The following is a 22,163-nucleotide window of genomic DNA, read 5'->3' as shown; positions in this document are numbered from 1 at the left end:
TTTCCATTCTTTAATAATTTCATTCTTACGCCTTTCGACAATCTTTTGTAAAAAATTTAGTTGTTTTTTAGAAAAACCAAAATAATTTGCTAATGAAATTGTTGGTTCTATCCAAAATTTTGCTTCTCCATCAGAAGAAACAACATGGATATGGACTCTATCTTCCTCTTTAGAGAAAAAATGAAATCTATATTTTCCTTCTTTGAATACAGTTGGACTCATGTGTAAATAATATAATAACTTATATTGTTTTACAATAAATAAAATATTTAAATCAAATCAAAAACCCCACCAAAACACCACCAAAAATACAAAATCATGCTTTCTAAGAGTAAATGATAACTTACAATAACTTGACTTATCTTGTAATGTAAATACTTGATTTTACTGCAGGATTGACTACTTTTTACATAACTAACTGACCCTATTATGCTACCTAATATATTAAAGATGGAGGTGGCGGGAATTGAGCCCGCGTCTCCAATGAGTGTACTCTGAGCTTCTACATGTTTAGCCTTTTATTTAAATTCACCTCTTTAACTCCAAAAGGCAGGATTTAAAGAAGCTATCCTGCTAAGTCTTAACCTCTTATCCGCAGGCAGAATAAGAGAGGCAACCTGCTTTTCAAGCCTCAGATAGAGTCACAGGTAAACCCTAAGAGAGGCCTCTCTCTTTAACAGAAAGAGAATGGGACGCAACCAGCGTCACTTAATTGTGTTATCAGGTTTTTAGCGAGGCCGCCTGATATCCTCGGCATGCAGCTTCAAAGCCTACTTAATGGATCGAATCCATTCACCCCCATTTTCAAAGATCAATAATACAATATAAATATAACATCTTATCTGCGCTTTTTCAACTCCCTATCAATCTCAGCATTGATAACTTTCTTCTTAAGGTCTTCTCTTTTGTCGTATTTCTTCTTACCCCGCGCTAAGGCAATCTCAACCTTGATCAACCTACTATCTTTAAAATAGACGCTCAGAGGTATAAGGGTAAAACCTTTCTTCTGAACATCCATAACTAATCTGGATATTTCACGCTTATTAAGCAAGAGCTTCCTCTTTCTTTTAGGCTCATGATTTACGGATGAGAACTTATAGGGATTGATATGAAAGTTATATAAGAAGACCTCTCCTCCTTCAATTAAAGCAAAACTATCCGAGAGAGAGGCTTTTCCTTCTCTTAAGGATTTCACCTCGCTTCCACAGAGGACTATCCCAGCCTCAATAGTATATTCAACATAAAAATCTCGTCTTACCTTTTTATTCCTTAAGACTACCCTATCCATCTTTATTAAACCTCATGAGAGAGTTCTTTTATAAGAGACTCTCTATCTACTTCAAGCTGCTTCTGGATATCTCCCTTATTAAAGAACAATCTCTCTTCTCTTAAGAAGTTCTGAATTTCAAATGCCATTCTCTTCCCGTAGAGATAACCTCTAAATCTAGGAATATAGACCTAAAACGCAAAAACTTGCCGCCAAAGGTAGGCGCAGTGCCGGCGTAAAGAAGAGCAGGCAACCTCTTTGATTTAAGCAAAGCCCAACCCGTATAGACACCCTTCTTTAAATCAAATACATAATCGGTTATTATATTGGCTGTAGGGAAACCGAGTTTTCTCCCCCTGCCCTCACCGGGTACAACACGGCCGCTAAATCTGGGGAGCCGGGATAACATATAACTCACATCTTCTATCTCACCCCGCAAAAGAGCCTCTCTGATTCTAGAGCTGCTTACTTTCTCTCCCTTATAGTTTAAAAAGGGAACTATATGGAGTGAAAACTTATACTCACTCGAAAGCTTACGTAAACCATCTACGTCAGCCTCTCTCTTTCTGCCAAACCTAAAATCTTCTCCGACAACAATAGCTTTAGGACGGAACCTCTCCCAGATAAACTTATCGAAAAACTCTCTAGGGCTGCACCCAAGCAACTCTTTATCAGTCTTAAGCACCATAGAGTAGTCCAAGCCCAACTGAGACAAGATCTCTATCTTATAATCCAAGGGGCTTATAACGGTAAACCTCCTATCGGAATAGAGAACCTCTTCAGGGTCAGGAGAGAGCGTTATAATGAGACTCTTTGAATCCAGATCGGAAGTTAAAGACTTAAGAAGGTCAAATATTTCTCTATGACCTATATGGACACCATCAAAGACGCCTAAGGTCAAAACTATGTTTTTATGAATATCTTTTTTCGAAAAATCAGATTCTTTTAGAAGTATCATCTCTGGATAAGATCCCAGGCTATCTCAGGAGGTATAATATATTTTTCAGAATCAGATTCATTCAGTATCTGATTAAGGTTCTTAGCTTCCTCTAAACCGAATCTACCTATCGAGGTTCTGACCATTCTAGATAGATGGGCCGGGTAGCCGAGCCTCTTACCTATATCAATGCAGAGCTGTCTTATGTAGAGCCCCCTAGAACATTTTACCTTAAAAGATACCTCGGGTAACTCTATCTTCTCTATAGTCATATTATAGACTTTAACCTTTCTGGGCTTTCTGGGAACCTCAATACCACGCCGGGCAAGCTTATATAACCTTTTACCCTTATACTTAACTGCTGAATACATCGGAGGAATCTGGTCTATCTTACCGATAAAAGAGTCGAACGCTCCTTGAACCTGATCTTCTTTAAGGTTTAAATAACTCTTATCTTCTGCTTTCTCAATTGTCTCACCGGCCAGGTCTCCGGTCGTAGTAGAAAATCCCAGGCTCATCTGAGCAAAATACTCTTTATCGAGCCCTATAATATTCTGAGAGAGCTTTGTAGCTCTTCCCAGCATTAAAATCAAAAGGCCTGTTGCAAGAGGATCGAGTGTCCCTCCATGACCAACCCTTCTGATTTGAAAACGCTCTCTGATAAAATCAACCACATCATGTGAAGTTATACCACTAGGTTTATTGATTAGTAGGAATCCATTAAACATATTGCTAACCCTTCTTTAGATATTCAGCTACTATAGAGAGCACTCTCTTCTTAACTCCCGAAAGGGTCCCTTTAACTCTGCAGCCGCTGGCCATCTTATGGCCTCCGCCGCCAAAGATAGCTGCAATCTTATCCACATCTACTCTCTTCTCTTTAGAGCGAAAACCTATCTTAATAATACCATCATCAAGTTCTTGAAATACCATAGCCACTTTTATTCCTCTAAGAGTCTTAACGGAGTCTATCAACCCTTCAAGTTCCTCCCTCTTTGCAGTACTCCTCTTAAGTGCCTTTTTGCTGATATCTACCCAGGCCATACAGTCTCTCTTCTCCAGGCTGCTCAAAGCATAAGCAAAAATACGCATCTTGGAGAGGCTCTTATTTTCAAAAAGCTCGCTATAGACAACATTCGGCTTGACCCCTTTATCTATGAGAGAGGCAGCAATCCTATGAGTCTCAGAAGTTGTATTCTCATGCCTGAAATAACCTGTATCTGTTGCTATTGAAACATAGCTAAGCAGAGCATCTTTATAGTCCAGCTCTAAGCCCAGGTAACCATAAAGCCGGTATATCATCTCACCTACACAAGACACATCTCTCTCTACCCAATTCAAATCACCGAAATTGCTATTGCTTATGTGGTGGTCAATATTTATAACATATTCAGCAGAAGAGATAACCTTACTCATTCTCCCGACTCTATGAGGATTTGCAATATCTAAAGCAACTAAAGTATCAAACTTATTAAAGTCTACCTTATAATCTCTGGAAAGCTTTATGCTTTTAACCCCGGGCAGAAACTTAAGGTTAGCGGGTGTAGAATTGACATTTACCATAACCACTTTCTTGTTCAGCCTCTTCAGGAGCCGCCTGAGAAGCAGCTGGCTGCCTATAGCATCACCATCAGGATCTATATGGGTTGTTATAATAAAACTGTTAAATTTAAGTAACTTGTCTTTGATCTTCTTTTCTATCTTCATCTCTTATCTCATCAAGCATCTCTTCTACCTTTATAGTCCTATCCAGTGTATCGTCGAAATAGAATATAATTTCGGGGGCATACTTCATCCGCATCTTATGAGCCAAGAGCTGCCTCACAAAACCATTAGCACTATCTATCCCTTTCTTAACCTCCTCTCTCTTCTTTTCATCTCCTGAAACAGTGTAGTAGACCTTGGCCTGTTTTAAGTCAGCACTCATCTTAACATGGGTCACCGTAAGCAAGCCTACTCTCTCGTCCTTGACTTCAAAGAGAAGTATCTCACTTATTGCCTTCTTAAGTTCTTGATTTACCCTATCTATTCTGCTCATTTAAAGACTCTATCCTATAACAGACTGCTCAATACTTTTTTAATGTTATCTTAACCAAAACTCCGGATATGAAGATTACCATATCTGCATTAGACCTTTAACAGATCTTTAAGCGCTCTAACCTCATCAGCCCTGCTCTTAAGAGCCCCCGATATCTTACTGCGTAAGACCCTCTTCAGTACCTCGCCTATCTGAGGAGACTCAGCAACACCTAAACCCTTTACATCCTCTCCCGTTATCTCGAGCCTAACCTTGGATATCTTATCTATAAAAGAGAGCAGATTCCTCTTTGCTCTTCTGCTGGAAGCAGAGATATAGAGAGAGACGATAGAATGTATATCAAGGCCATTTAATCTATCATAAATATCAACAGCCTTCAAGCTATTTGAAAGATACCCCAGCAGCTTCTCTCTATCAATATCTTTAAACTCAACCATTATCTTTCTCTGATGCTTCGTAAGCTCAAAGATATCAAAGAGAATATTTAAATCCTCTCTACTTAAATCTCCAGCTACAATATTTAAAGGCACAATAAAATAGTGCTCGAAACAGGATTTGCCTTTAAAACCATCCCAGACTTTTAAGTTCTCTCTAAGAGTAGAGTCTATCTCAACAGAAGGGATAAAACCCATAGCATTAAGTTTAAATAACTCGGTTATCGGCCCAAATACCCTCTCTTCCTTAAATACTCTTAGAAGCTCAGCTCCCAGCCTCTGAGTGCTTAAACTCTCATAGACATTTGAATTGATAGCCTCCTTCAGCTCGCTTAAAGTGCTCTCTTCTATCTTAAAACCAAACCTCGCTCTATACCTTAAGGCTCTTATTATCCGGGTAGGATCTTCATAGAGACTGCCTTTTCTTATTATCCGTATAACTCTTTTATCAATATCAGCCAACCCTCCCGCATAGTCCAAAACCTCAACCAGCTCACCCTTATAGACTCTAGCCATCAAGCTGTTTATGGTAAAGTCCCGCCTCCTAAAATCCTCTTCTATCTTTGAGGGGTAGACCTCAGGAAGAGAACCGTTATTTTGATACAGCTCTCCTCTAGCCTGAGCAATATCAATACTTAGACCATTAACTTCGGCCTTAGCGGTCAAGAAAGAGGTCTCTTCAACACTTAGCCCAAGCTTACTCTGAACTAAATCTATAAAGCTGTCTAACTTTGAACTTAAGAGTAAGTCTAAATCCAAACAGCCTCTCTTTAATATCAAATCTCTGACTAACCCCCCCACGATATAGAGTTTAATGTCTAAACTCTCTGCGATATCTGAGAAGCTCCTGAGTAAGGGTTTAAGCTTGGGGTCAACTCTTTTATTTAGATTCTCTACTCTTATCTTCATGGACGTGGATGATATTTTTTGTGAATCTGTTTAAGATATTCCCTATCCACGTGGGTATATATCTGTGTTGTAGAAATATTAGCATGGCCAAGCATCTCTTGTACAGACCTTAAATCGGCACCCCCCTCAAGAAGATGCGTTGCAAAAGAGTGCCTCAGCGTATGAGGACTGATAGACTTCTTTATCCCTGAAAGAGAGGCATATTTTTTGATGATCTTCCAGCAGGATTGCCGCGATATCATCTTGCCCGACCTATTCAAAAATAGATAATCGCTGCTGCCTTTTAAATATTCCGGCCTTGAGGTCTTTAAATATCTCTCTATTGCGCAAGCAGCCTTACTCCCTAAGGGGACTATCCTCTCTTTACCGCCTTTACCCTTACATTTAAGAAAACTTACTCCGAGATTAACGTCTAACACTTTAAGGCTGTTGAGCTCTGATATCCTCAATCCGCTGCCGTAGAGCAGCTCAAGTATCGCCCTATCTCTTATGCTCTGGGTATCACCAGATCCTGCAGCCTCAAGAAGCCTTTCAACTTCAGTTAAGTTTAAGACCTCAGGTAATCTCTTCCAAAGCTTAGGTGAATCCATAGCCTCGGTAGGGTCTTCTTTGATATGGCCCTCTCTTGTTAAGAAGCGGAAGAAGACCTTTATAGATACAAGGTTTCTTGCAGCAGTAGAAGACTCCTTACCTCTCTCTCTTTCACTCCAGAGGTAGTCTGATATAAAATCTCTCCTTACTGATGATAGCCCTACTCCTTTACTATCCATAAAATCATAGAACTTTTTAATGTCGACCCTGTAGGCCCGGGAAGTATTATCACTTAGACCTCTCTCTAAACTAACATAAGACAAAAAATCATCTAATAGCAGTTCTCTATCCATTGCTCTTATAAAGAATCACTGAAAAGAAAAGGGTTATTCTCTCTCTCATAACCTATTCCGGTCATATCGCCATGGCCGGGATATATACTAATACTCTGATCCAGCTTAAAAAGCTTATTTAAAATAGAATCTTTAAGAGCGCTCTCTGAAGATAGAGGCAAATCCGTTCTGCCCACCCCGGATAAGAAGAGCGTATCTCCTGAGAAAAGCAAGTCTTTAGTTAAAAAACAGCAGCTTCCCGGAGTATGCCCCGGAGTATGTATAACTTTAAACTTTAAATCCGATTTAGGAAAATATAGCTCTTGGTCTGAATTAAAAATAGCCGGCTCTCTCTTTATCTTTAAAGAACCGCCCAAAAAGAGAGAGAGATTAAGCTCAGGATTAGAGAGGAAATCCAGATCATCCTTATGGATATAGATATCTAACCCGCTCTCGTCAACTCCGGCTATATGGTCCCCATGGCCATGGGTTAAAAGTATTGCTTCAGGCTCTAAGCCGAGCCCCTTAAGAGCTCTGGTTATCTTATCAAACTCACCGCCGCAATCAATAATCAGGCAGAACTTAATACCCTCCTGCCAGACCAAATAGGAGTTGGATTGATAGTCATCGAGCACTACTACTCTTTTAACGTTTATCTCACCCATAGTCTCTCCAGAATATAATAGATATCCTCTTCCTTAACTCCCTTAGGATTATATTTTAAGACTCCCGAATTAAGAGTAGCAGAGGCAATCTTATCTTTTAACTTATTATCTATTTTTAACCCTAACTCTTTAAAGCTTGAAGGAATACCGAGTTTCTTTAACCAGCTCTTAAGAAGATTATAGAGACTCTTATACCTTTTATCAAAAATCAAATCCTGATAACTCTCTTTAGCTACAGAATAGTTAAACTCAACCACATGGGGAATAATTACAGCGTTGACTAAACCATGAGAGAGACCATAGGCCATACCTATTGGATGGGATAGAGCATGAGCAAGCCCGAGCCCGGATGAAGAGAAGGCAAGAGCAGCAAAGAGCGAAGCATAAGAGAGCCTCTGCCTAAATAGCATATCTCTAGGCTCTTTAAGAGCCCGGCTTAGATTCTTATAGATAATCTCAGATGCCCTCCTAGCTAAAATAGAGCTTGCTACGTCAACATCAGTTGAGACATAGGCCTCAACTGCGTGTGTCAAAGCATCTAAAGCGGAATAAAGAGTAACATCTCTTCCTAAAGTAAGAGTAACTACCGGGTCTATTATAGCTAGATCCGCTATTAGCTTCTGATCCCGTACTCCCCGCTTCTCCCCTCTTGAACTATCTCCTAAGACAACGCTGCTTGAGACCTCAGAACCGGAACCGGAAGTTGTAGTTAACAATACACACTTTACCCCTCTCGACTCTATCTTCTTGGAATATAGATACTCAGAGATATTCTTAAACTTCTCGTTAAAGCATGCTGCCGTCATCTTTGCCGCGTCCATAACGCTGCCCCCGCCTATCCCGCAGATAATATCAGCCTTAAAAGACCTGGCCTCTCTTATCAGCTCTCTAACAATAGATACCTCAGGCTCAGGGGGTATAGGTCTAGATATCAGGAAGTCCAGCTCGCTCTTCTTGAGTAAAGCCACTATCTCTTTAGCCCAGAAACTATTTTTAAACGACCCTCCGGCCCTTAAGATATAGACTCTCTTACCGTATCTGGATAGTATGGCTCCTATATTTTTATAAGCATTAGAGGCAATGATCAGCTCTTTGGGTAAAATACTCTTCATAAGGAGAGATCACTCTTTGTCGGAGGGAGTAATAATATAGTCTTTAATCTCAGAGTATCTATACTCTTTATCTATCAGCCTTTTAAGCTTCTTCAGCTCTTTAGCTATTCTGGAACGCCGGATATCGGAGAGACGTCTATCGGTCATCCTGTTCTTTATCTTGTTCACTCTCCCGATATAACCGTTCAGAAGATCCTGTTTTCCAAGAATAACATATTTTTTCAAATACTCCAGATGCTCAGATACCTGCAAAACACATTGCTGCTGCTTTTTAAAATTCTCTTCTATAGAATCAATAAGTTCATCATGCCAGTACTGCCAGAGAAAGTAATGTTTTCTGTAAAGCTCATGGTAGTCTGCAATATCTTCATCATCTCTGAGCGCAAGAATAACTATTGGCCTCTCCTCTTTATCTTTTTTCTCTCTGATAAACTTACCCCGCACACCTTTCAAAGAACCGCAGCCGGATATATCCAGAGCTAAAAACACCAAAAATAGAATAAATATAATCTTTTTCATGAAACCATCTTCTCCTCAACTAAGACTCTATTGAAATCATCCTCTGTTATTATTTTAACCTTTAACTCTTTTGCTTTTTTAAGCTTAGAGCCCGGATTCTCTCCAACTACCAAGAAATCAGTCTTAGAACTTACAGTTGATAAGATCCGGCCTCCATTTAATTTTACAGCATTCTCAGCCTCTTTTCTACTAAATCCTTTAAGAGTCCCGGTTATAATAAATCTCTTACCTTTGAGGGTATCGGACTTAGCTCTCTTACTTCTTAAGTTTAACCCCGCTTTTTTAAGCTTATAGATAACCTTCTTATTTATGCTCTCTGAAAAAAAATTAATAATGCTCTCTGCAATCTTAGGCCCAACCTCGTCTATATTAGAGAGCTCTTGGAAAGAAGCAGCTCTTAGCCCGTCTAAAGACGAGAAGTTATCCGCCAAAACTTCTGAAGTATGGAGCCCGGCATGTCTTATACCTAAAGCATATATCAGCCTGGATAGAGGCTGGCTCTTACTCTTTTTTAATGAAGCTATTATATTTCCGGCTGAAGTATCTCCCATCCTATCAAGACTTGATAACTCTTCTCTCTTTAAGGAGTAGAGATCCCCGTAATCTCTAACCATACCGCTCTGGACTAACTGTGCAGCCAGGCTCTCACCCACTCCGCTTATATCCATAGCATCTCTTGAGACAAAGAGCTTTATTGAATTCTTAAGCTTAGAAAGGCAGTTTGAGTTTAAACAACGCAGAGCTACCTCACCCTTTAATCTCCTTACGCTGCCCCCGCAGATAGGACATTCGCTTGGCATCTTAAAGCTCCTCTCTCTGCCTCTTCTTTTCTTCTTTAACACCTCGACAACTTGAGGTATAATCTCACCTGATTTCTGAATCAATAGATGGTCGCCTATCTTAACCCCCAGCCTCTCTATCTGATCCTGATTATGCAGACTTGCCCTTTTGACTATACTGCCGGATACAAAGACAGCATCAACTACAGCTACAGGAGTAAGGGTACCGAACCTTCCGACCTGGACCTTTATATCTCTTAATATGGTCTCAACCTTCTGAGCCGGGAATTTATAGGCTATAAGCCAGCGGGGTGATTTTGAAGTCCTGCCCAGCTTCCTCTGGGCATTAAGAGAGTTAACTTTAACAACCATGCCGTCAATATCATACTCCAGAGAATCACGCTTGCTGCACCAGCTATTACAATACTCTATAACTCTCTCTATTCCTTTAATCACTCTGTAATTCTCATTTACTTTAAATCCAAGCTCTTTAAAGTAATTGAGTATCTCACTCTGCTTGCTGAAACTTACCCCCCGATACTCTCCTGCCCCCCAGAGAAAGATATCCAGCTTTCTCTTCCTAACCTCAGAAGGGTCCAGCAATTTAAGAGAGCCGGCTGCTGCATTTCTAGGATTAACGAACATATTCTCACCGTTTCTATCTCTCGCTCTATTTATCTCCAGGAACTTGCTCTCTGAGATATAGACTTCACCTCTAAGCTCTAAGACAGAGGCAATCCTACCTCTGCCGGTCTTAATATTAAGAGGAATAGTTCTGATGGTTTTGATATTATTGCTTACATCATCACCCCTGTAGCCATCCCCTCTTGTCACTCCTGAGATAAGCAATCCATTCTCATAACGTATTGAGATGCTTACACCGTCTATCTTAAGCTCAACAACATATTCAACGCTATCCAGACCCAGGTTCTTCCTGACCCTGCTATCAAAATCTCTAAGCTCATCCTCAGAATAAGTATTATCCATGCTCAGCATAGGAACACTGTGAGAGAGAGCTTTAAAACCGTCTATGAGAGAAGAACCTACTCTCTGAGTGGGAGAGTCAGGTCTTACGAGCTCAGGATATTTCTCTTCTAAATTTTTTAACTCTCTATAGAGGGCGTCATAGATAGAGTCTGATACCTGAGGATTACTCTCTAAATAGTACTTGCGATCGTAGAGTCTTATCTTCTTCCTCAACTCTTCTACTCTACGTTCTATCTTGGAGATACTCCCTCCCGCCATATCAAACGCCCTCATAGAGTCTGGCAGCCAATTTATCAGGCAAACCTGTCACAGTTATTTTAGAAGCTGTTTTACCGATATCATAATCTACTCTCTCTATGCTTATTCTGCCCTCGCTATCATCATAATATATATATGCGGCCCTGGAGTCTCCATCTCTAGGCTGACCCACGCTTCCTGTATTTATGAAATACCTCTTCTTGGACTCAACCATAGTATCCTTATCTTGAAGTTCTACAATATCCCCCGAGATATCATCGATCATAAATATAGCCGGGATATGGGAGTGACCGATAAAACAGACCCTCTTATCATCCTGGATATCAAAATTCTTCCTTATCCCTTCGGAGGATACAGGATAGTCAAAACTCTCGGGAGAATAGAGTGAGCTATGGGCAAATACCATACCGCCATACTCTTCAATCAAAGGCAGGTCTGATAAAAACTCAATATTATTATGCTCGACTCTGTTCTGGCTCCAGATTATAGCATCCTTAGCCATACCGCTAAATAGGTCCAGCGAAAGCCCCCCTGTTAGGGCTGAATCATGATTACCTAAAGTAGTAAACTCAAAACGCTCTCTTGCAATATCTATACATTTTGAAGGGTCGGCCCCATAGCCTACAATATCGCCGATAGAGAAGACCTTATCTATTTTCTTCTCTTTTAAGTCCAGCAGAACCTCTTCCAAGGCCTCTAAATTAGAATGGATATCTCCTAAGACTGCATAACGCATAATAGATCAATAGAACCTTATGATAAAATCATTCATTCCGTTCTCTGCAGTTACCCAGATAATATCTTCTCTTTCAATGTATAGCTTCATGATGCTCTTACGAATCCTCTCCAGAAAATCTTTCAGACTATCCTCATCCGCCTCAGCTACCATCTCGACTCTTCCGTCAGGCAGGTTCTTTACCCAGCCTGCAATATTTTTCATATCAAGAGCAATCCGCTCTGCGGTAAATCTAAAGCCAACCCCCTGGACCCTTCCGGAGTAATATACATCTACTCTCTTTAACATATTCCCAGCCCTCTATCTCAATAAAAACATTAAAAGAGCTGCCTGAATAAACCAGCCGATGATGCAGACCAGTATTGCTCTACCGGTAGATTCATAATCCAGAGCCTGCCGTACTGCTATCACCATTGCTATCAACATCCAAATCTGGGCAATAAGCGAGACTACATTGAACAACCCTGGAATAATACCTAAAATTCTAATTAGACCCGGAGATGAAGAGAATCCTATTGTTCTCAAAAGTTCTCCGACATTAGACTCTGTTTGAGGCGTGGGCAATAACTTTACACCGATAAAATAGACAATAGAAGCCCAGACAGCCCATCCTATCAATGCTGCAGCTGCAACTGCAATCAGGTTTATACCGCCTTTAATGCTCATCGCCCCGATACCAGCGGCAATGCTGGATAAAAGAACAACAAGCATTGCCTGAGATAGTGAGGTCTTATCATGCTCTACTTCTTCATACAGATTTGAGTCTAACTTTGCCGCCCTAATCATTCTCTGAAACAAAATATTCATCTAACACCTCCTTTACTTCTACTTTTCAAGTTTTTAATCACTTCTTTTAGCTCTTCTTCTATCTTTATTATCCTCTATCCACATTTAGGCAAACCTCTACTGGCAACCCCTCTCTGATAAGTTCTCTAATCATCCCACGTATAGGCTCTTGCGTTCTACTGCTCTCAATTCCTGTTTCTCTTTGTATCTCATCTGCTGTTTTAGCAGACTTTTTTCCTTTTCTAAACGCTCTTCTAATTTTTTTCTTGTCAGTTTCTTTACTCATTTTCTAATCTCGCTATTTCTTGTTTAATCTCCTCAATTACACCTGTATTATAAATTTTCTTTTTATCGCCTTCTTTCACAGAAATAATATAAAAAACTTTCCCGCCATATTTAGTAGTAAATTTTTCGTGCGTCTTTTTCTGAAATTTCAATTCGTTGATAATCTGTGTGATATAAGCATATCCTGCTGGTTTGATTTGAAGTCCAATATATCGACCTTTTATTTTGATGAAAAAATCTACATTATACCCTCTATCCCACTCATCCGAGGCAGGTTCAACTTTAACTCCCAGCATCTGTTGTAACTGACCATAAATAGTTTGAATTTCTGATTGATAACCATCGTATGTCCGATTTACTACAAGATTGACAATAAAATTAATACAATCTTCTTCTGTTAAACTTTCAATCTCTGCCTGGCATACTTCTGTTATCTTCATATATAGCACTCTCCCAAGTTGTTCCAAATGCTGTTTGGAATAAACATTTTTATAATAATATTCTTCCCATACCTTAACAGCTTTGGGAGAGCATTTTCTTATTAATTCTGAAACTGAACCTACTTTGGTTTTTCTTGTTAATCCCCATCTCATATTTGCCTGATTCAGGATCCACTCTTTAGGCATAATGTTTGTCCTTTCTTTTTCTTGCCCCATATACCAAGTTTAGCATTCCTCGCTTCTTCTTCATATCTCATAAATCTATTTTTAAGCCGGAAATCTAATTCCCTGTTACATCCTGCAAGACCATTTGTTATCAATTTAGCATTTAATAATGTTTTATTAGCTAAATAAAGATAAGCTAAAATATTTTTTTTCTTGTCAAATTTTAAATCATCGTATCTCAAAAAGACTCTGTTGCCAGATGTCATATTCTTCAGGAATTCAATAGCTTTATTTTTATATGTTTGATCTTCGGCAGGGCAAATTCCTAAAAGTTTAATTTTTAATCCTGAATCTAATATTATTTCATCTGGCTGAGGAATAATTTTTACTCTATATGTATCCACCCTTTCTCTTCTGCCGCTATTATCTATTACAGTCCCGAATCTAAATTGCTTTGGGTCAGTTAATCTCTCTAAATGATTATTGCTATTATTGATCTTGGCAGAGATGCTCTTTTCGTTTTCATTCTTACTATTTTGTTTTTGAAAAATAATTTCGTAATCGAAGTTTCTTTTATAAAGTAGGGGTTCTTTGGGTACACCAATCTTAGATTTAATTGTCTCCAAAAATTCTTTGTTTATTTCATAACCAATAGAATTTCTCTTTAATTCTAAAGCTGCTTTTAATGTAGTACCGCTTCCTAAAAATGGGTCCAAAACTGTATCACCGTAGAAACTAAACATTTTAATTAACCGCCTTGGCAGCTCTAAAGGAAACATTGCAATATGGCCATTTTGTTTTTCACCAGGGAAATTCCAATGCCCATTAAAATATTCGTTCCATTCTTCCTTTGAAAGCTTAGATTTTTCTTTTATTTCTACACTCGGTTTTATATCTTTGCCTAATTTTTTGAATATTAGAATAAATTCATAATCAATTTTAATTATGCCCCCCCGTGGATAAGGGTAAGAACCCATCACAGTAGCACCGCCTGTAGTTTTGCATGTTGTAACCTTTTGCCAAATAATTCCACCCATATAGTCAAAACTTATTGACTCACAATATTTAGTAATTTCAGTCCTTATGGGAATAACTTTATATCGACCATAAATAACTGCTCGTGCAAATTGATCTCCTATATTAATACACAATCTACAACCCGGATGTAATATTCTGTAACATTCTTTCCAGACCTTGCTTAAATTATCGATATAATCCTGATATGAATCATTAAAGCCAATTTGAGCCTTAGACCCATAATCTTTAAGTTGCCAGTAAGGAGGTGATGTAATTACTAAATGGACTGAATTATCTTTTACTTCATTCATCTGCCGTGAGTCGCCAATAACTATCTTATGCAGTGTCCGATCTTTCATTTTTTGCTATTCCTCTTCTTTCCTGCTAAATCATCAATAGTAACATCAAAAACGTCAGCCAATTTAGAAAGCGTTTCAAAAGTAGGATTATTTGATTTGCCAGATTCAACTTTTACCAAAGTATTATATGGGATGTCTGCCAATCTGGCAAGTTGATCTTGAGATAACTTTTTTTGTTTTCTTAATTTCTTAATATTGACGGATAACATTTAAGCCCTTGACTTTGGATATGTATATGGTATTATACTACCAGTCATATATAACCATTACTTTCAGGCCATATTATACTGTAAGTCCTTAGAAAAATAAACTAAAATCGGCTCCTTTGAGAAAATATTTTGATTTTTGTTGTTCTTTAGAAAAAAGGCAAAATTTCGGCAGAAAAGAAGTCAAAAGAGAATCTTTCTTTCCCTCAAAAATCACAATGTCTAATCTGGTCGGGGCGACTGGATTTGAACCAGCGGCCTCTTAGTCCCGAACCAAGCGCTCTAGCCATGCTGAGCTACGCCCCGGCCTTTAATCTCTTGTCTACATATTTACCGAATAGATCAAACTCAATATTTACCTTGGAGCCGACTCTTAAATCACCCAGATTCGTCCGCTCTTCTGTATAGGGTATAATGGCAACAGAGAATGAGTCCGGCTTTAAATCCTGTACGGTAAGGCTTACCCCGTCTAAGGCAACAGACCCCTTATCGACAATCAGATGTTTATATTTAGAAGGCAATTTTAAATATAGCTTTAACCTCTTAGTTCTCTTCTCTATCTTTGCTACAGATATAACAGTATCAACATGGCCTGTTAAGATATGACCGGAGATTCTATCGCCTAACTTTAAAGCCCGTTCTAAATTTAATCTTCCCCTCCTGAGATATTTAAGCTTAGTATTTGAATAAGTTTCGTCTATAACATCAAAGATAAGCCTATCCCTATTTTTAGCTTTTAAGGTCAGACAGACCCCGTCTACAGCTATGCTATCACCTAAGGCCAATTCTTTTATGATCTTTTTACTTCTAACCTTAAGCTCATAATAGCTGGACTTCCTGGTTATACTCTCAAGTTGAGCTACCTCTTCTATAATACCGCTAAACATAGACTATATCCCCGGATACCATTACTGAATTATTGAAAATCTTACAATCCCTACGGACTATCTTAGGACACTTATTTAATTTAAACTCTCTGCCATTATAGATAAGATAGCTTCCGCCTAAAACCATATTAGAGATAAAGAGATAGAGATAATCGGCTAAACCTCTCTCTAAGAAACTGCTTAAGACTGAAGATCCGCCCTCAACCAAAAGATGGCAGATACCCTCTCTGTATAACGCTTTAAGCACTCTCTTCAGATCTAACCCCTTAGCGCTTAAATAGGCTATATCTATTATCCTAACCCCTCTCTTTATCAATTCCTCTCTCTTTTTTTTCTTTCCCGTCTTAACTGAGGTAACTATTAAGAGAGTTCCTTTTCTATGTTTTAAAATATTAGCCCCTATCGGAATCTTTAAATTTGAATCCAGAACGACTCTTAGAGGCTGCTCTTTAACCAGCCTTCCTTTTGAATCTCTTAAGGTCAGAGAAGGATCATCTTTTAAAACAGTACCTATTCCAACCATTACGGCATCAACTTTTGAACGTATCTCTCTATGTACAAAATCTCTGGCATCTCCTGAACTAATCCATTTAGATAGACCCTTATTATCTGCAATCCTGCCGTCTAAAGATAGAGCAGCCTTTAGACTAACATAGGGCACTCTCTCCCTGATATGTTTAAAGAAGACCCTATTAAGATATTCGGCCTCTTCTCTCATGACTCCTAATCTAATATCTATTCCGCTCTTTTTTAAAAGCCTAACTCCTCTATTATGATTCTCGGGATTTGGGTCTAGCACTGCTATTACAACACGCTTTATTCCAGACTCTATTATTCTATCCACGCAGGGTGGAGTTTGACCATAACTAGAGCAGGGTTCAAGGCTGACATATAGAGTTGCAGCTTTAGATTTTAAGCCGGCCTTATCTATAGCCTCAACCTCTGCATGGCTGGCCCCGGCTCTTCTGTGATAACCTTCCGATATTATCTTACCGTTCTTATCAACCAATACTGCACCAACCATAGGGTTGGGGCTGGTCTTGCCTCTGGCCTTCTTAGCAAGAGAGATAGCTCTATGCATAAATTTAAGATCTCTATCTTCTCTCATCTAAATACTCTTTCATCTTAATTACAATATCATAGGGGACTCTCTTCTTACCCATAAGTATATCTGCCCTAGCCTCACCATGACAATCAGAGCCCCCGCTTAAAAGAAGCCCTCTCTCTCCGGCCATCTTGGAATACCTTTTCTCAGTACCCTTAGGATGCTTAAAATGAGCTGCCTCTATTCCATCAAAACCAAAATCCAGCAATTCAGCCACTATAGAGTCATCTCTTAAAAGGTAAGGGTGGGCTAAGACTGAGATACCCCCTAAAGACCTTACCATCTCTATTGCTCTTGGAACAGAGAGCTCTTCTTTCTCAACATAACAGGACTTCCCTTCTCCCAGATATCTATCAAATGCCTCTTTTATTGACGATATATGGCCTTCCTCATAAAGAGCCTTACCGAGATGGAGCCTGCCAATCGCAGCTTTGGGATTATCATTCAATATCTTCTCATAATTGACGCTAAGACCACAGTCTCTTAACTTTTTAACCATCTTAAGAAGTCTTAACTTTCTAAAGTCTCTAAAACTCTTAAGTCTATTTAAAAACCATTCTTCTTTATAATCTATAAAATAGCCCAGGATATGAATCTCTCTATCTCTATAAGAAGAGGAGAGCTCAACCCCGGATATAAACTCGATATCAATCTCATTGGCCGCTTTAAAAGCTTCATCCAGTCCAGCTACGGTATCATGGTCTGTTATAGAGATACAGCTCAAGGAGAGCTCTTTAGCACGTCTTAAGATCTCAGCAGGGCTAAACGTACCGTCTGAATACATTGAGTGTAAATGCAGATCCGCTTCTCTATTCATTTAAAAACTCTGATTTGCTGGAGACCTCTTGACGTGTTATCTCATCAAGTATTCCATTTACAAACTTTCCGGAATCCTGGTCCCCATACTTCTTAGCCAGTTCAATAGCTTCATTAATACTAACCTTGGGAGGGATACTGCTGCAGAAGAGAAGCTCATAGCTGGCAAGACGGAGGATATTTCTATCAATTACCGCCATCCTGTTAAGCTGCCAGTTTAAAGTATGCTTTGTTATCAGTCGATCTAAAACCGGCATATTATCCAAAGTATTTATAGCGAGTTCCCGGGCAAACTTTTTGATATTTTTATCCCTCTCTCTCCTTAAGATATCGTCCAAAACCTCAGAGGAAGACTCTTTGGATATATCCACCCTATACAGAATCTTTAATGCAATCTCACGTGATTTAGTGCGCTTACGCATAAGAACCCCTATTACGAAACAAGATTGTGGACTACTTAATCTTCTTATAAAGATTGGCCATCTCAATGGCTGAGAGTGCAGCCTCTCGGCCTTTATTGCCGTCTTTTGAACCAGCCCTCTCTATAGCCTGCTCCAGACTATCTGATGTTATAATTCCAAAGCTTATAGGAATATTCAAATCCATATTCAGCTTGGCTATCCCTTTAGATACCTCAGATGCAACATACTCAAAGTGAGGTGTCTCACCGCGTATTACAGCACCGAGACATATTATTGAGTTATATTTTTTCTTCTTGGCAACCTGATTGACAAAACCGGGAATCTCAAAAGAGCCCGGGCAGTAGTAACTCTCTATATCCTTATCTTCTGCTCCGTGGGCAATCAGTGTATCTACTGCTCCGCTCAAAAGCCTTGACGTAATAAACTCATTGAACCTTGAGATGACAATACCGAACTTTAAACCTTTTGCTATTAGATCTGCTTTTACTTCTTTCATATCTCTCTCCTCCTTTACACATTCTTTAAATCATGTCCTAACTTTCTCTTCTTTGTCCTAAGATACCTTGCGTTTGAGGGATTGGGCTCTACCTCAATAGAGACTCTCTCTACTATCTCAAGACCATAACCTTTTAAACCCACAATCTTGCGGGGATTATTTGTAAGGAGTCTTATATTTTTTAAACCCAGGTCGGCCAAGATTTGAGCGCCTATACCGTACTCTCTCAGATCAGGCCCATGACCCAAAGCTTCATTGGCTTCTACTGTATCTAAACCATTATCCTGAAGAGCATAGGCCTTAAGTTTCTCAACAAGTCCTATTCCTCTTCCTTCCTGATTCATATATAGTATCACACCTTTGCCGTCTTTGGCTATCATATCCATCGCTCTATGCAGCTGCTCTCCGCAGTCGCAGCGTAAAGAGTGAAAGATATCACCCGTAAGACATTGGGAGTGGACTCTGACTAATACCGGCTCTTGGTCTAAAGGTTTTTCGTTATCCCCTTTAGACATAACAAGAGCAAGATGGTAACCATTATCTATTCTGTCATTATAAAGATATAACTTGAACTCACCGGCCGATGTAGGCATCTCTGTTACAAGAACTCTCTCAATCAGCCTCTCTCTCTTTCTTCTATACTCTATTAAATCCTTTATAGTTGAGATCTTAAGATTATGCTTCTTGGCTATCTTAAGCAGCTCCGGAACTCTTGCCATAGTCCCGTCCTGATTCATAATCTCACATATCACCCCGGCCGGATAGAGACCTGCCAGACGCATCATGTCAACAGCAGCCTCTGTATGTCCAGCTCTAACCAGAACCCCTCCGTCTTTTGCCCTTAGGGGAAATACATGGCCGGGCTTGATTAAATCTTCAGGTTCCGTATCTTCAGCTGTTAAGACTCCGACCGTATATGCCCTATCATGAGCTGATATTCCAGTTGTGATACCGCTGGCTGCATCGCAGGAGACGGCCCAGGCAGTCTTAAACTTATCTTCTGATGAAAGACGCATCGGCTTTAAATCCAGCTTATCCAGCCTCTTACTTTCCATGGGAACACAGATCAGACCCCTGCCGTGAGTAGCCATAAAGTTAATATCCTCCGGCTTTACATCTGAAGCCGACATGATAAAATCACCCTCATTCTCCCGGCCTTCATCATCAACCATGATGACAACTCGGCCCAGAGAGAGCTCTTTTAAGATATCATCAATTTTACTAAAATTACGTTCTTCTGCAGCCATATCTGTAGATTCTATGATAGAAAAGAGACTCCGTCAAATTAATACTCTGTTTTACAAATTCAGCTTAAATCTTTTTTTATCTTTAAAATCTTATCTTTTAAATCAACTATATCTTCTTTGGCAACCTTTAGGGTTCGCTTTAGATTTACCCCAAATTATTCATGAATAAGTATGTCTCGCATGCCAGCAATTTGTTTCCACGGTATATTTAGATATTGATCTCGGAATTCTTGAGGAATACTTTTAACAGCTTCACTAATAATTTCTAACCGCCTTAAAACAGCATCCTGAACTTGGGTATTATTGTAAAAGTCATCCTCACTATTAAGTCCCTTTATATACTCTTCTATCTTTGAGATAGCCTCTAAAATATCTTCAATATATACCCTGATATCTCTTTTCATAATAGCACTACCTGTTCTTTTAAAATCCTTTCTCTAAGAATAGGTTTAAGAGTATCATATTCTACTAAATCTACTTTCCGCCCTAAAACTTCTTCAAGTTTTTGTTTAAGCCCTACAAAGCCAAGCAGACTAATATCTGCCTTAATATCTATTAGAATATCAATATCACTGTTCTCTTCCATCTCATCTCGAATAGAAGAGCCAAAAAGAGCTATTTTTTTAACTCCGTAATTTTGCAAAATAGGAACAATTTTCTGTTTTATTGCTTCAATATTCTCCTTCATAGCTTAAATATACATACAAAAATTAATAATATCAAGTATTTTACTACTATTATCTGCATTTATAAGACGAGCCAACCTAAGGTAAAATAATTAAATGATGGAATTAGAACCTCAATACTTAATAAGACTTAGGATAGGATAATCCTTTAACTTCTCCCTGCCTTCTAAAAACTCAAGCTCAATAAGAAATGCAGCCAGAGCTACCTCTGCCCCTGCTTTTTTAACCATCTCAGCTGCTGCAGCTGCGGTACCGCCTGTAGCAAGTAGGTCATCTATTATTAATACCCGCTCAGCGGGAGATAATGCATCGCTATGCATCTGAAGCGTATCCTGACCGTACTCAAGCTCATAAGTAACTGAAACGGTATCGGAGGGAAGCTTTCCTTCCTTACGCACCGGAACAAAACCAACTCCCATCTTATAAGCCAATGCCGCACCGAAGATAAACCCTCTGGATTCAATAGCAACTATCTTATCAAATTCATAATCCTTAACTGCATCATATAGAGCATCAACTGATGAAGAGAAAGCTTTGCCATCCTTAAGAAGAGTGGTTATATCTTTAAAACCTATCCCCTCTTTTGGAAAATCCATTACCTCTCTAATGTAAGAACTTAAATCCACTATCTCTTTCTCCTTTTAGCTTTACTCTTAGCCACCTTAAGGTTCTTCTTGATTGCTCTCTTCTTAGTAATCTTAGGTTTTACCTTAGCTGATTTTTTAACCACCTTCTTAGCTTTAGCAGCCTTGACTCTCTTTTTAACAGTCTTAGGTTTTACTTTAGCTGTTTTTTTAGTTTTGATTTTACTCTTAGCGGTCCTATGTTTTGACTTTTTAACCTTCTTAGTCTTAGAGCTCTTCCCGGACTTAGACCTCTTATGTTTACCGCTCTCTATAGCCTCTTCTTTTTTCTTTATATCTGCTCTTATAAGAGGTTTACCTGAGGTTATAATCTCACGCATCTTAACCAGCACCTCTTTCTCAATCTGCCTCACGCGCTCTCTTGTGATATTAAATTTTCTTGCTATCTCAGCCAATGTCTTTGGAATCCCGCTTTTAAGACCGAATCTCAGCTTAATAATATCTCTAGAGCGCTCATCCATAAAAAGGAGCAGCGCCTCAACCTCCTCTCTCTCAAAGAGATTGACAAGCTCATCTATCGCCCCTATCTCATCATCCTGCAGAAGATCGATAAACTCAACATCACTGTCTTCGCTTATGCGCCTATCAAGTGAAGAGGCATTATACTGAACCTTCTTAAGTCGATGGATCTTGGAGACCTTAACCTTTAAGGCCTTCGCGAGCTCTTCATCCGTAGGCCTGCGTCCGTATTTTTGAATAAGCCTCTCCTGAGCTTTACGCATCTTATACAGAAGTTCAGTCATGTAGACCGGAATTCTGACAACCCTGGATTGATTGGCAAGAGCTCTTATGACATGCTGTCTTATCCACCAGGATGCATAGGTTGAGAACCTGTAGCCCAGCTCGACATTGAACCTGTGCAATGCCTTCATAAGACCGATATTACCCTCTTCAATTAAGTCGGGTAAAGACATGCCGTATCTCTCATACTTCCTGGCTATCTTAACAACAAGACGCAGGTTGCTTCTAATAAGTTTAACCCGCGCATTCTCGTTCCCTTTCTGCGCTCTTATAACCAGCTCCTTCTCTTCATCAAAAGAGAGAACCGGAATCTTTCTTATCTCCCTAAAATAATCTCTTAATACATCAAAGCTCATA

At 39.3% G+C, this 22,163-nt stretch carries 30 protein-coding genes, 1 tRNA gene and 1 other RNA gene; all 32 read right to left on the bottom strand.

The window, feature by feature from the left end; genetic code table 11:
* Window positions 1-222 (bottom strand): DUF4160 domain-containing protein (locus P9L98_05745; protein ID MDP8216800.1); only part of this gene is annotated, 222 nt, incomplete at its 3' end.
* Window positions 223-448: 226 nt separating this feature from the next.
* Window positions 449-800, bottom strand: a transfer-messenger RNA (tmRNA) gene (gene ssrA, locus P9L98_05740).
* A gap of 38 nt (window positions 801-838) precedes the next feature.
* Window positions 839-1,288 carry an SsrA-binding protein SmpB gene (gene smpB, locus P9L98_05735; GenBank protein ID MDP8216799.1) on the bottom strand — a complete coding sequence of 150 codons (450 nt, stop codon included), beginning with the start codon at window positions 1,286-1,288 and terminating at the stop codon, window positions 839-841.
* Between the two features lie 5 nt (window positions 1,289-1,293).
* A complete protein-coding gene (locus P9L98_05730) occupies window positions 1,294-1,416 on the bottom strand; it encodes a hypothetical protein (GenBank protein ID MDP8216798.1) in 123 nt (40 codons plus the stop codon).
* Window positions 1,389-2,225: a riboflavin kinase gene (locus P9L98_05725; protein MDP8216797.1), complete on the bottom strand. Its 837-nt coding sequence runs from the start codon at window positions 2,223-2,225 to the stop codon at window positions 1,389-1,391. Before P9L98_05725 ends, P9L98_05730 begins: the two co-directional genes overlap by 28 nt.
* Window positions 2,222-2,932 carry a tRNA pseudouridine(55) synthase TruB gene (gene truB / locus P9L98_05720; protein ID MDP8216796.1) on the bottom strand — a complete coding sequence of 237 codons (711 nt, stop codon included), beginning with the start codon at window positions 2,930-2,932 and terminating at the stop codon, window positions 2,222-2,224. The genes P9L98_05725 and truB overlap by 4 nt, the downstream gene beginning before the upstream one ends.
* Before the next feature lie 4 nt (window positions 2,933-2,936).
* Window positions 2,937-3,911 (bottom strand): bifunctional oligoribonuclease/PAP phosphatase NrnA, encoded by a 975-nt coding sequence (locus P9L98_05715; protein MDP8216795.1) that lies wholly within the window; start codon window positions 3,909-3,911, stop codon window positions 2,937-2,939.
* Window positions 3,874-4,242 (bottom strand): 30S ribosome-binding factor RbfA, encoded by a 369-nt coding sequence (gene rbfA, locus P9L98_05710; GenBank protein ID MDP8216794.1) that lies wholly within the window; start codon window positions 4,240-4,242, stop codon window positions 3,874-3,876. Before rbfA ends, P9L98_05715 begins: the two co-directional genes overlap by 38 nt.
* 89 nt (window positions 4,243-4,331) lie before the next feature.
* Window positions 4,332-5,585, bottom strand: coding sequence for a hypothetical protein (locus P9L98_05705; protein ID MDP8216793.1), 1,254 nt, complete (start codon window positions 5,583-5,585; stop codon window positions 4,332-4,334).
* Window positions 5,582-6,469, bottom strand: a complete 888-nt coding sequence (gene xerD, locus P9L98_05700) for a site-specific tyrosine recombinase XerD (GenBank protein MDP8216792.1) — start codon at window positions 6,467-6,469, stop codon at window positions 5,582-5,584. The genes P9L98_05705 and xerD overlap by 4 nt, the downstream gene beginning before the upstream one ends.
* A 5-nt stretch (window positions 6,470-6,474) precedes the next feature.
* Window positions 6,475-7,113, bottom strand: coding sequence for an MBL fold metallo-hydrolase (locus tag P9L98_05695; GenBank protein ID MDP8216791.1), 639 nt, complete (start codon window positions 7,111-7,113; stop codon window positions 6,475-6,477).
* Window positions 7,101-8,225, bottom strand: coding sequence for an iron-containing alcohol dehydrogenase (locus tag P9L98_05690; GenBank protein ID MDP8216790.1), 1,125 nt, complete (start codon window positions 8,223-8,225; stop codon window positions 7,101-7,103). The genes P9L98_05695 and P9L98_05690 overlap by 13 nt, the downstream gene beginning before the upstream one ends.
* A gap of 9 nt (window positions 8,226-8,234) precedes the next feature.
* Complete coding sequence (locus P9L98_05685) at window positions 8,235-8,744, bottom strand: hypothetical protein (protein ID MDP8216789.1); 510 nt, start codon at window positions 8,742-8,744, stop codon at window positions 8,235-8,237.
* Window positions 8,741-10,783 (bottom strand): NAD-dependent DNA ligase LigA, encoded by a 2,043-nt coding sequence (gene ligA / locus P9L98_05680; protein MDP8216788.1) that lies wholly within the window; start codon window positions 10,781-10,783, stop codon window positions 8,741-8,743. Before ligA ends, P9L98_05685 begins: the two co-directional genes overlap by 4 nt.
* Entirely contained in the window at window positions 10,770-11,504 is a 735-nt protein-coding gene (locus P9L98_05675) for a metallophosphoesterase family protein (GenBank protein MDP8216787.1), read from the bottom strand. The genes ligA and P9L98_05675 overlap by 14 nt, the downstream gene beginning before the upstream one ends.
* Window positions 11,505-11,510: 6 nt before the next feature.
* Window positions 11,511-11,792 (bottom strand): acylphosphatase, encoded by a 282-nt coding sequence (locus tag P9L98_05670; protein ID MDP8216786.1) that lies wholly within the window; start codon window positions 11,790-11,792, stop codon window positions 11,511-11,513.
* Window positions 11,793-11,804: 12 nt separating this feature from the next.
* Complete coding sequence (locus P9L98_05665; protein MDP8216785.1) at window positions 11,805-12,311, bottom strand: YIP1 family protein; 507 nt, start codon at window positions 12,309-12,311, stop codon at window positions 11,805-11,807.
* 67 nt (window positions 12,312-12,378) lie between these two features.
* Window positions 12,379-12,576, bottom strand: a complete 198-nt coding sequence (locus P9L98_05660; protein MDP8216784.1) for a hypothetical protein — start codon at window positions 12,574-12,576, stop codon at window positions 12,379-12,381.
* On the bottom strand, window positions 12,569-13,201 hold the full coding sequence (locus P9L98_05655) for an MjaI family restriction endonuclease (protein MDP8216783.1): 633 nt from the start codon (window positions 13,199-13,201) through the stop codon (window positions 12,569-12,571). The genes P9L98_05660 and P9L98_05655 overlap by 8 nt, the downstream gene beginning before the upstream one ends.
* The gene (locus P9L98_05650; GenBank protein ID MDP8216782.1) at window positions 13,180-14,508 is read right to left on the bottom strand and encodes a DNA methyltransferase; all 1,329 of its coding nucleotides are present in this window, start codon (window positions 14,506-14,508) and stop codon (window positions 13,180-13,182) included. Before P9L98_05650 ends, P9L98_05655 begins: the two co-directional genes overlap by 22 nt.
* 44 nt (window positions 14,509-14,552) lie before the next feature.
* Window positions 14,553-14,765, bottom strand: a complete 213-nt coding sequence (locus P9L98_05645) for a helix-turn-helix transcriptional regulator (GenBank protein ID MDP8216781.1) — start codon at window positions 14,763-14,765, stop codon at window positions 14,553-14,555.
* A gap of 225 nt (window positions 14,766-14,990) precedes the next feature.
* Window positions 14,991-15,068: transfer RNA gene (locus P9L98_05640), tRNA-Pro, on the bottom strand.
* Window positions 15,059-15,649, bottom strand: a complete 591-nt coding sequence (locus tag P9L98_05635) for a riboflavin synthase (GenBank protein MDP8216780.1) — start codon at window positions 15,647-15,649, stop codon at window positions 15,059-15,061. Before P9L98_05635 ends, P9L98_05640 begins: the two co-directional genes overlap by 10 nt.
* On the bottom strand, window positions 15,642-16,757 hold the full coding sequence (gene ribD / locus P9L98_05630) for a bifunctional diaminohydroxyphosphoribosylaminopyrimidine deaminase/5-amino-6-(5-phosphoribosylamino)uracil reductase RibD (GenBank protein MDP8216779.1): 1,116 nt from the start codon (window positions 16,755-16,757) through the stop codon (window positions 15,642-15,644). The genes P9L98_05635 and ribD overlap by 8 nt, the downstream gene beginning before the upstream one ends.
* The gene (locus P9L98_05625; protein MDP8216778.1) at window positions 16,744-17,571 is read right to left on the bottom strand and encodes a PHP domain-containing protein; all 828 of its coding nucleotides are present in this window, start codon (window positions 17,569-17,571) and stop codon (window positions 16,744-16,746) included. The genes ribD and P9L98_05625 overlap by 14 nt, the downstream gene beginning before the upstream one ends.
* Window positions 17,564-17,992 (bottom strand): transcription antitermination factor NusB, encoded by a 429-nt coding sequence (gene nusB, locus P9L98_05620; GenBank protein MDP8216777.1) that lies wholly within the window; start codon window positions 17,990-17,992, stop codon window positions 17,564-17,566. The genes P9L98_05625 and nusB overlap by 8 nt, the downstream gene beginning before the upstream one ends.
* Before the next feature lie 31 nt (window positions 17,993-18,023).
* A complete protein-coding gene (ribE, locus tag P9L98_05615) occupies window positions 18,024-18,488 on the bottom strand; it encodes a 6,7-dimethyl-8-ribityllumazine synthase (protein MDP8216776.1) in 465 nt (154 codons plus the stop codon).
* Between the two features lie 14 nt (window positions 18,489-18,502).
* Window positions 18,503-19,735 carry a bifunctional 3,4-dihydroxy-2-butanone-4-phosphate synthase/GTP cyclohydrolase II gene (locus tag P9L98_05610; GenBank protein ID MDP8216775.1) on the bottom strand — a complete coding sequence of 411 codons (1,233 nt, stop codon included), beginning with the start codon at window positions 19,733-19,735 and terminating at the stop codon, window positions 18,503-18,505.
* Window positions 19,736-19,890: 155 nt separating this feature from the next.
* A complete protein-coding gene (locus P9L98_05605) occupies window positions 19,891-20,139 on the bottom strand; it encodes a DUF86 domain-containing protein (protein ID MDP8216774.1) in 249 nt (82 codons plus the stop codon).
* The gene (locus P9L98_05600; GenBank protein ID MDP8216773.1) at window positions 20,136-20,423 is read right to left on the bottom strand and encodes a nucleotidyltransferase family protein; all 288 of its coding nucleotides are present in this window, start codon (window positions 20,421-20,423) and stop codon (window positions 20,136-20,138) included. Before P9L98_05600 ends, P9L98_05605 begins: the two co-directional genes overlap by 4 nt.
* Window positions 20,424-20,534: 111 nt before the next feature.
* Complete coding sequence (locus tag P9L98_05595; protein MDP8216772.1) at window positions 20,535-21,047, bottom strand: adenine phosphoribosyltransferase; 513 nt, start codon at window positions 21,045-21,047, stop codon at window positions 20,535-20,537.
* Window positions 21,047-22,162 (bottom strand): RNA polymerase sigma factor RpoD/SigA, encoded by a 1,116-nt coding sequence (locus tag P9L98_05590; GenBank protein ID MDP8216771.1) that lies wholly within the window; start codon window positions 22,160-22,162, stop codon window positions 21,047-21,049. The genes P9L98_05595 and P9L98_05590 overlap by 1 nt, the downstream gene beginning before the upstream one ends.
* Window position 22,163: the final 1 nt, after the last annotated feature.

It is taken from the genome of Candidatus Kaelpia imicola, from assembly GCA_030765505.1.
GTDB classification, from domain to species: domain Bacteria; phylum Omnitrophota; class Gorgyraeia; order Kaelpiales; family Kaelpiaceae; genus Kaelpia; species Kaelpia imicola.
The sequence above is the reverse complement of the archived record's forward strand: the minus strand, read 5'-3'. Positions and strand labels throughout refer to the sequence as shown.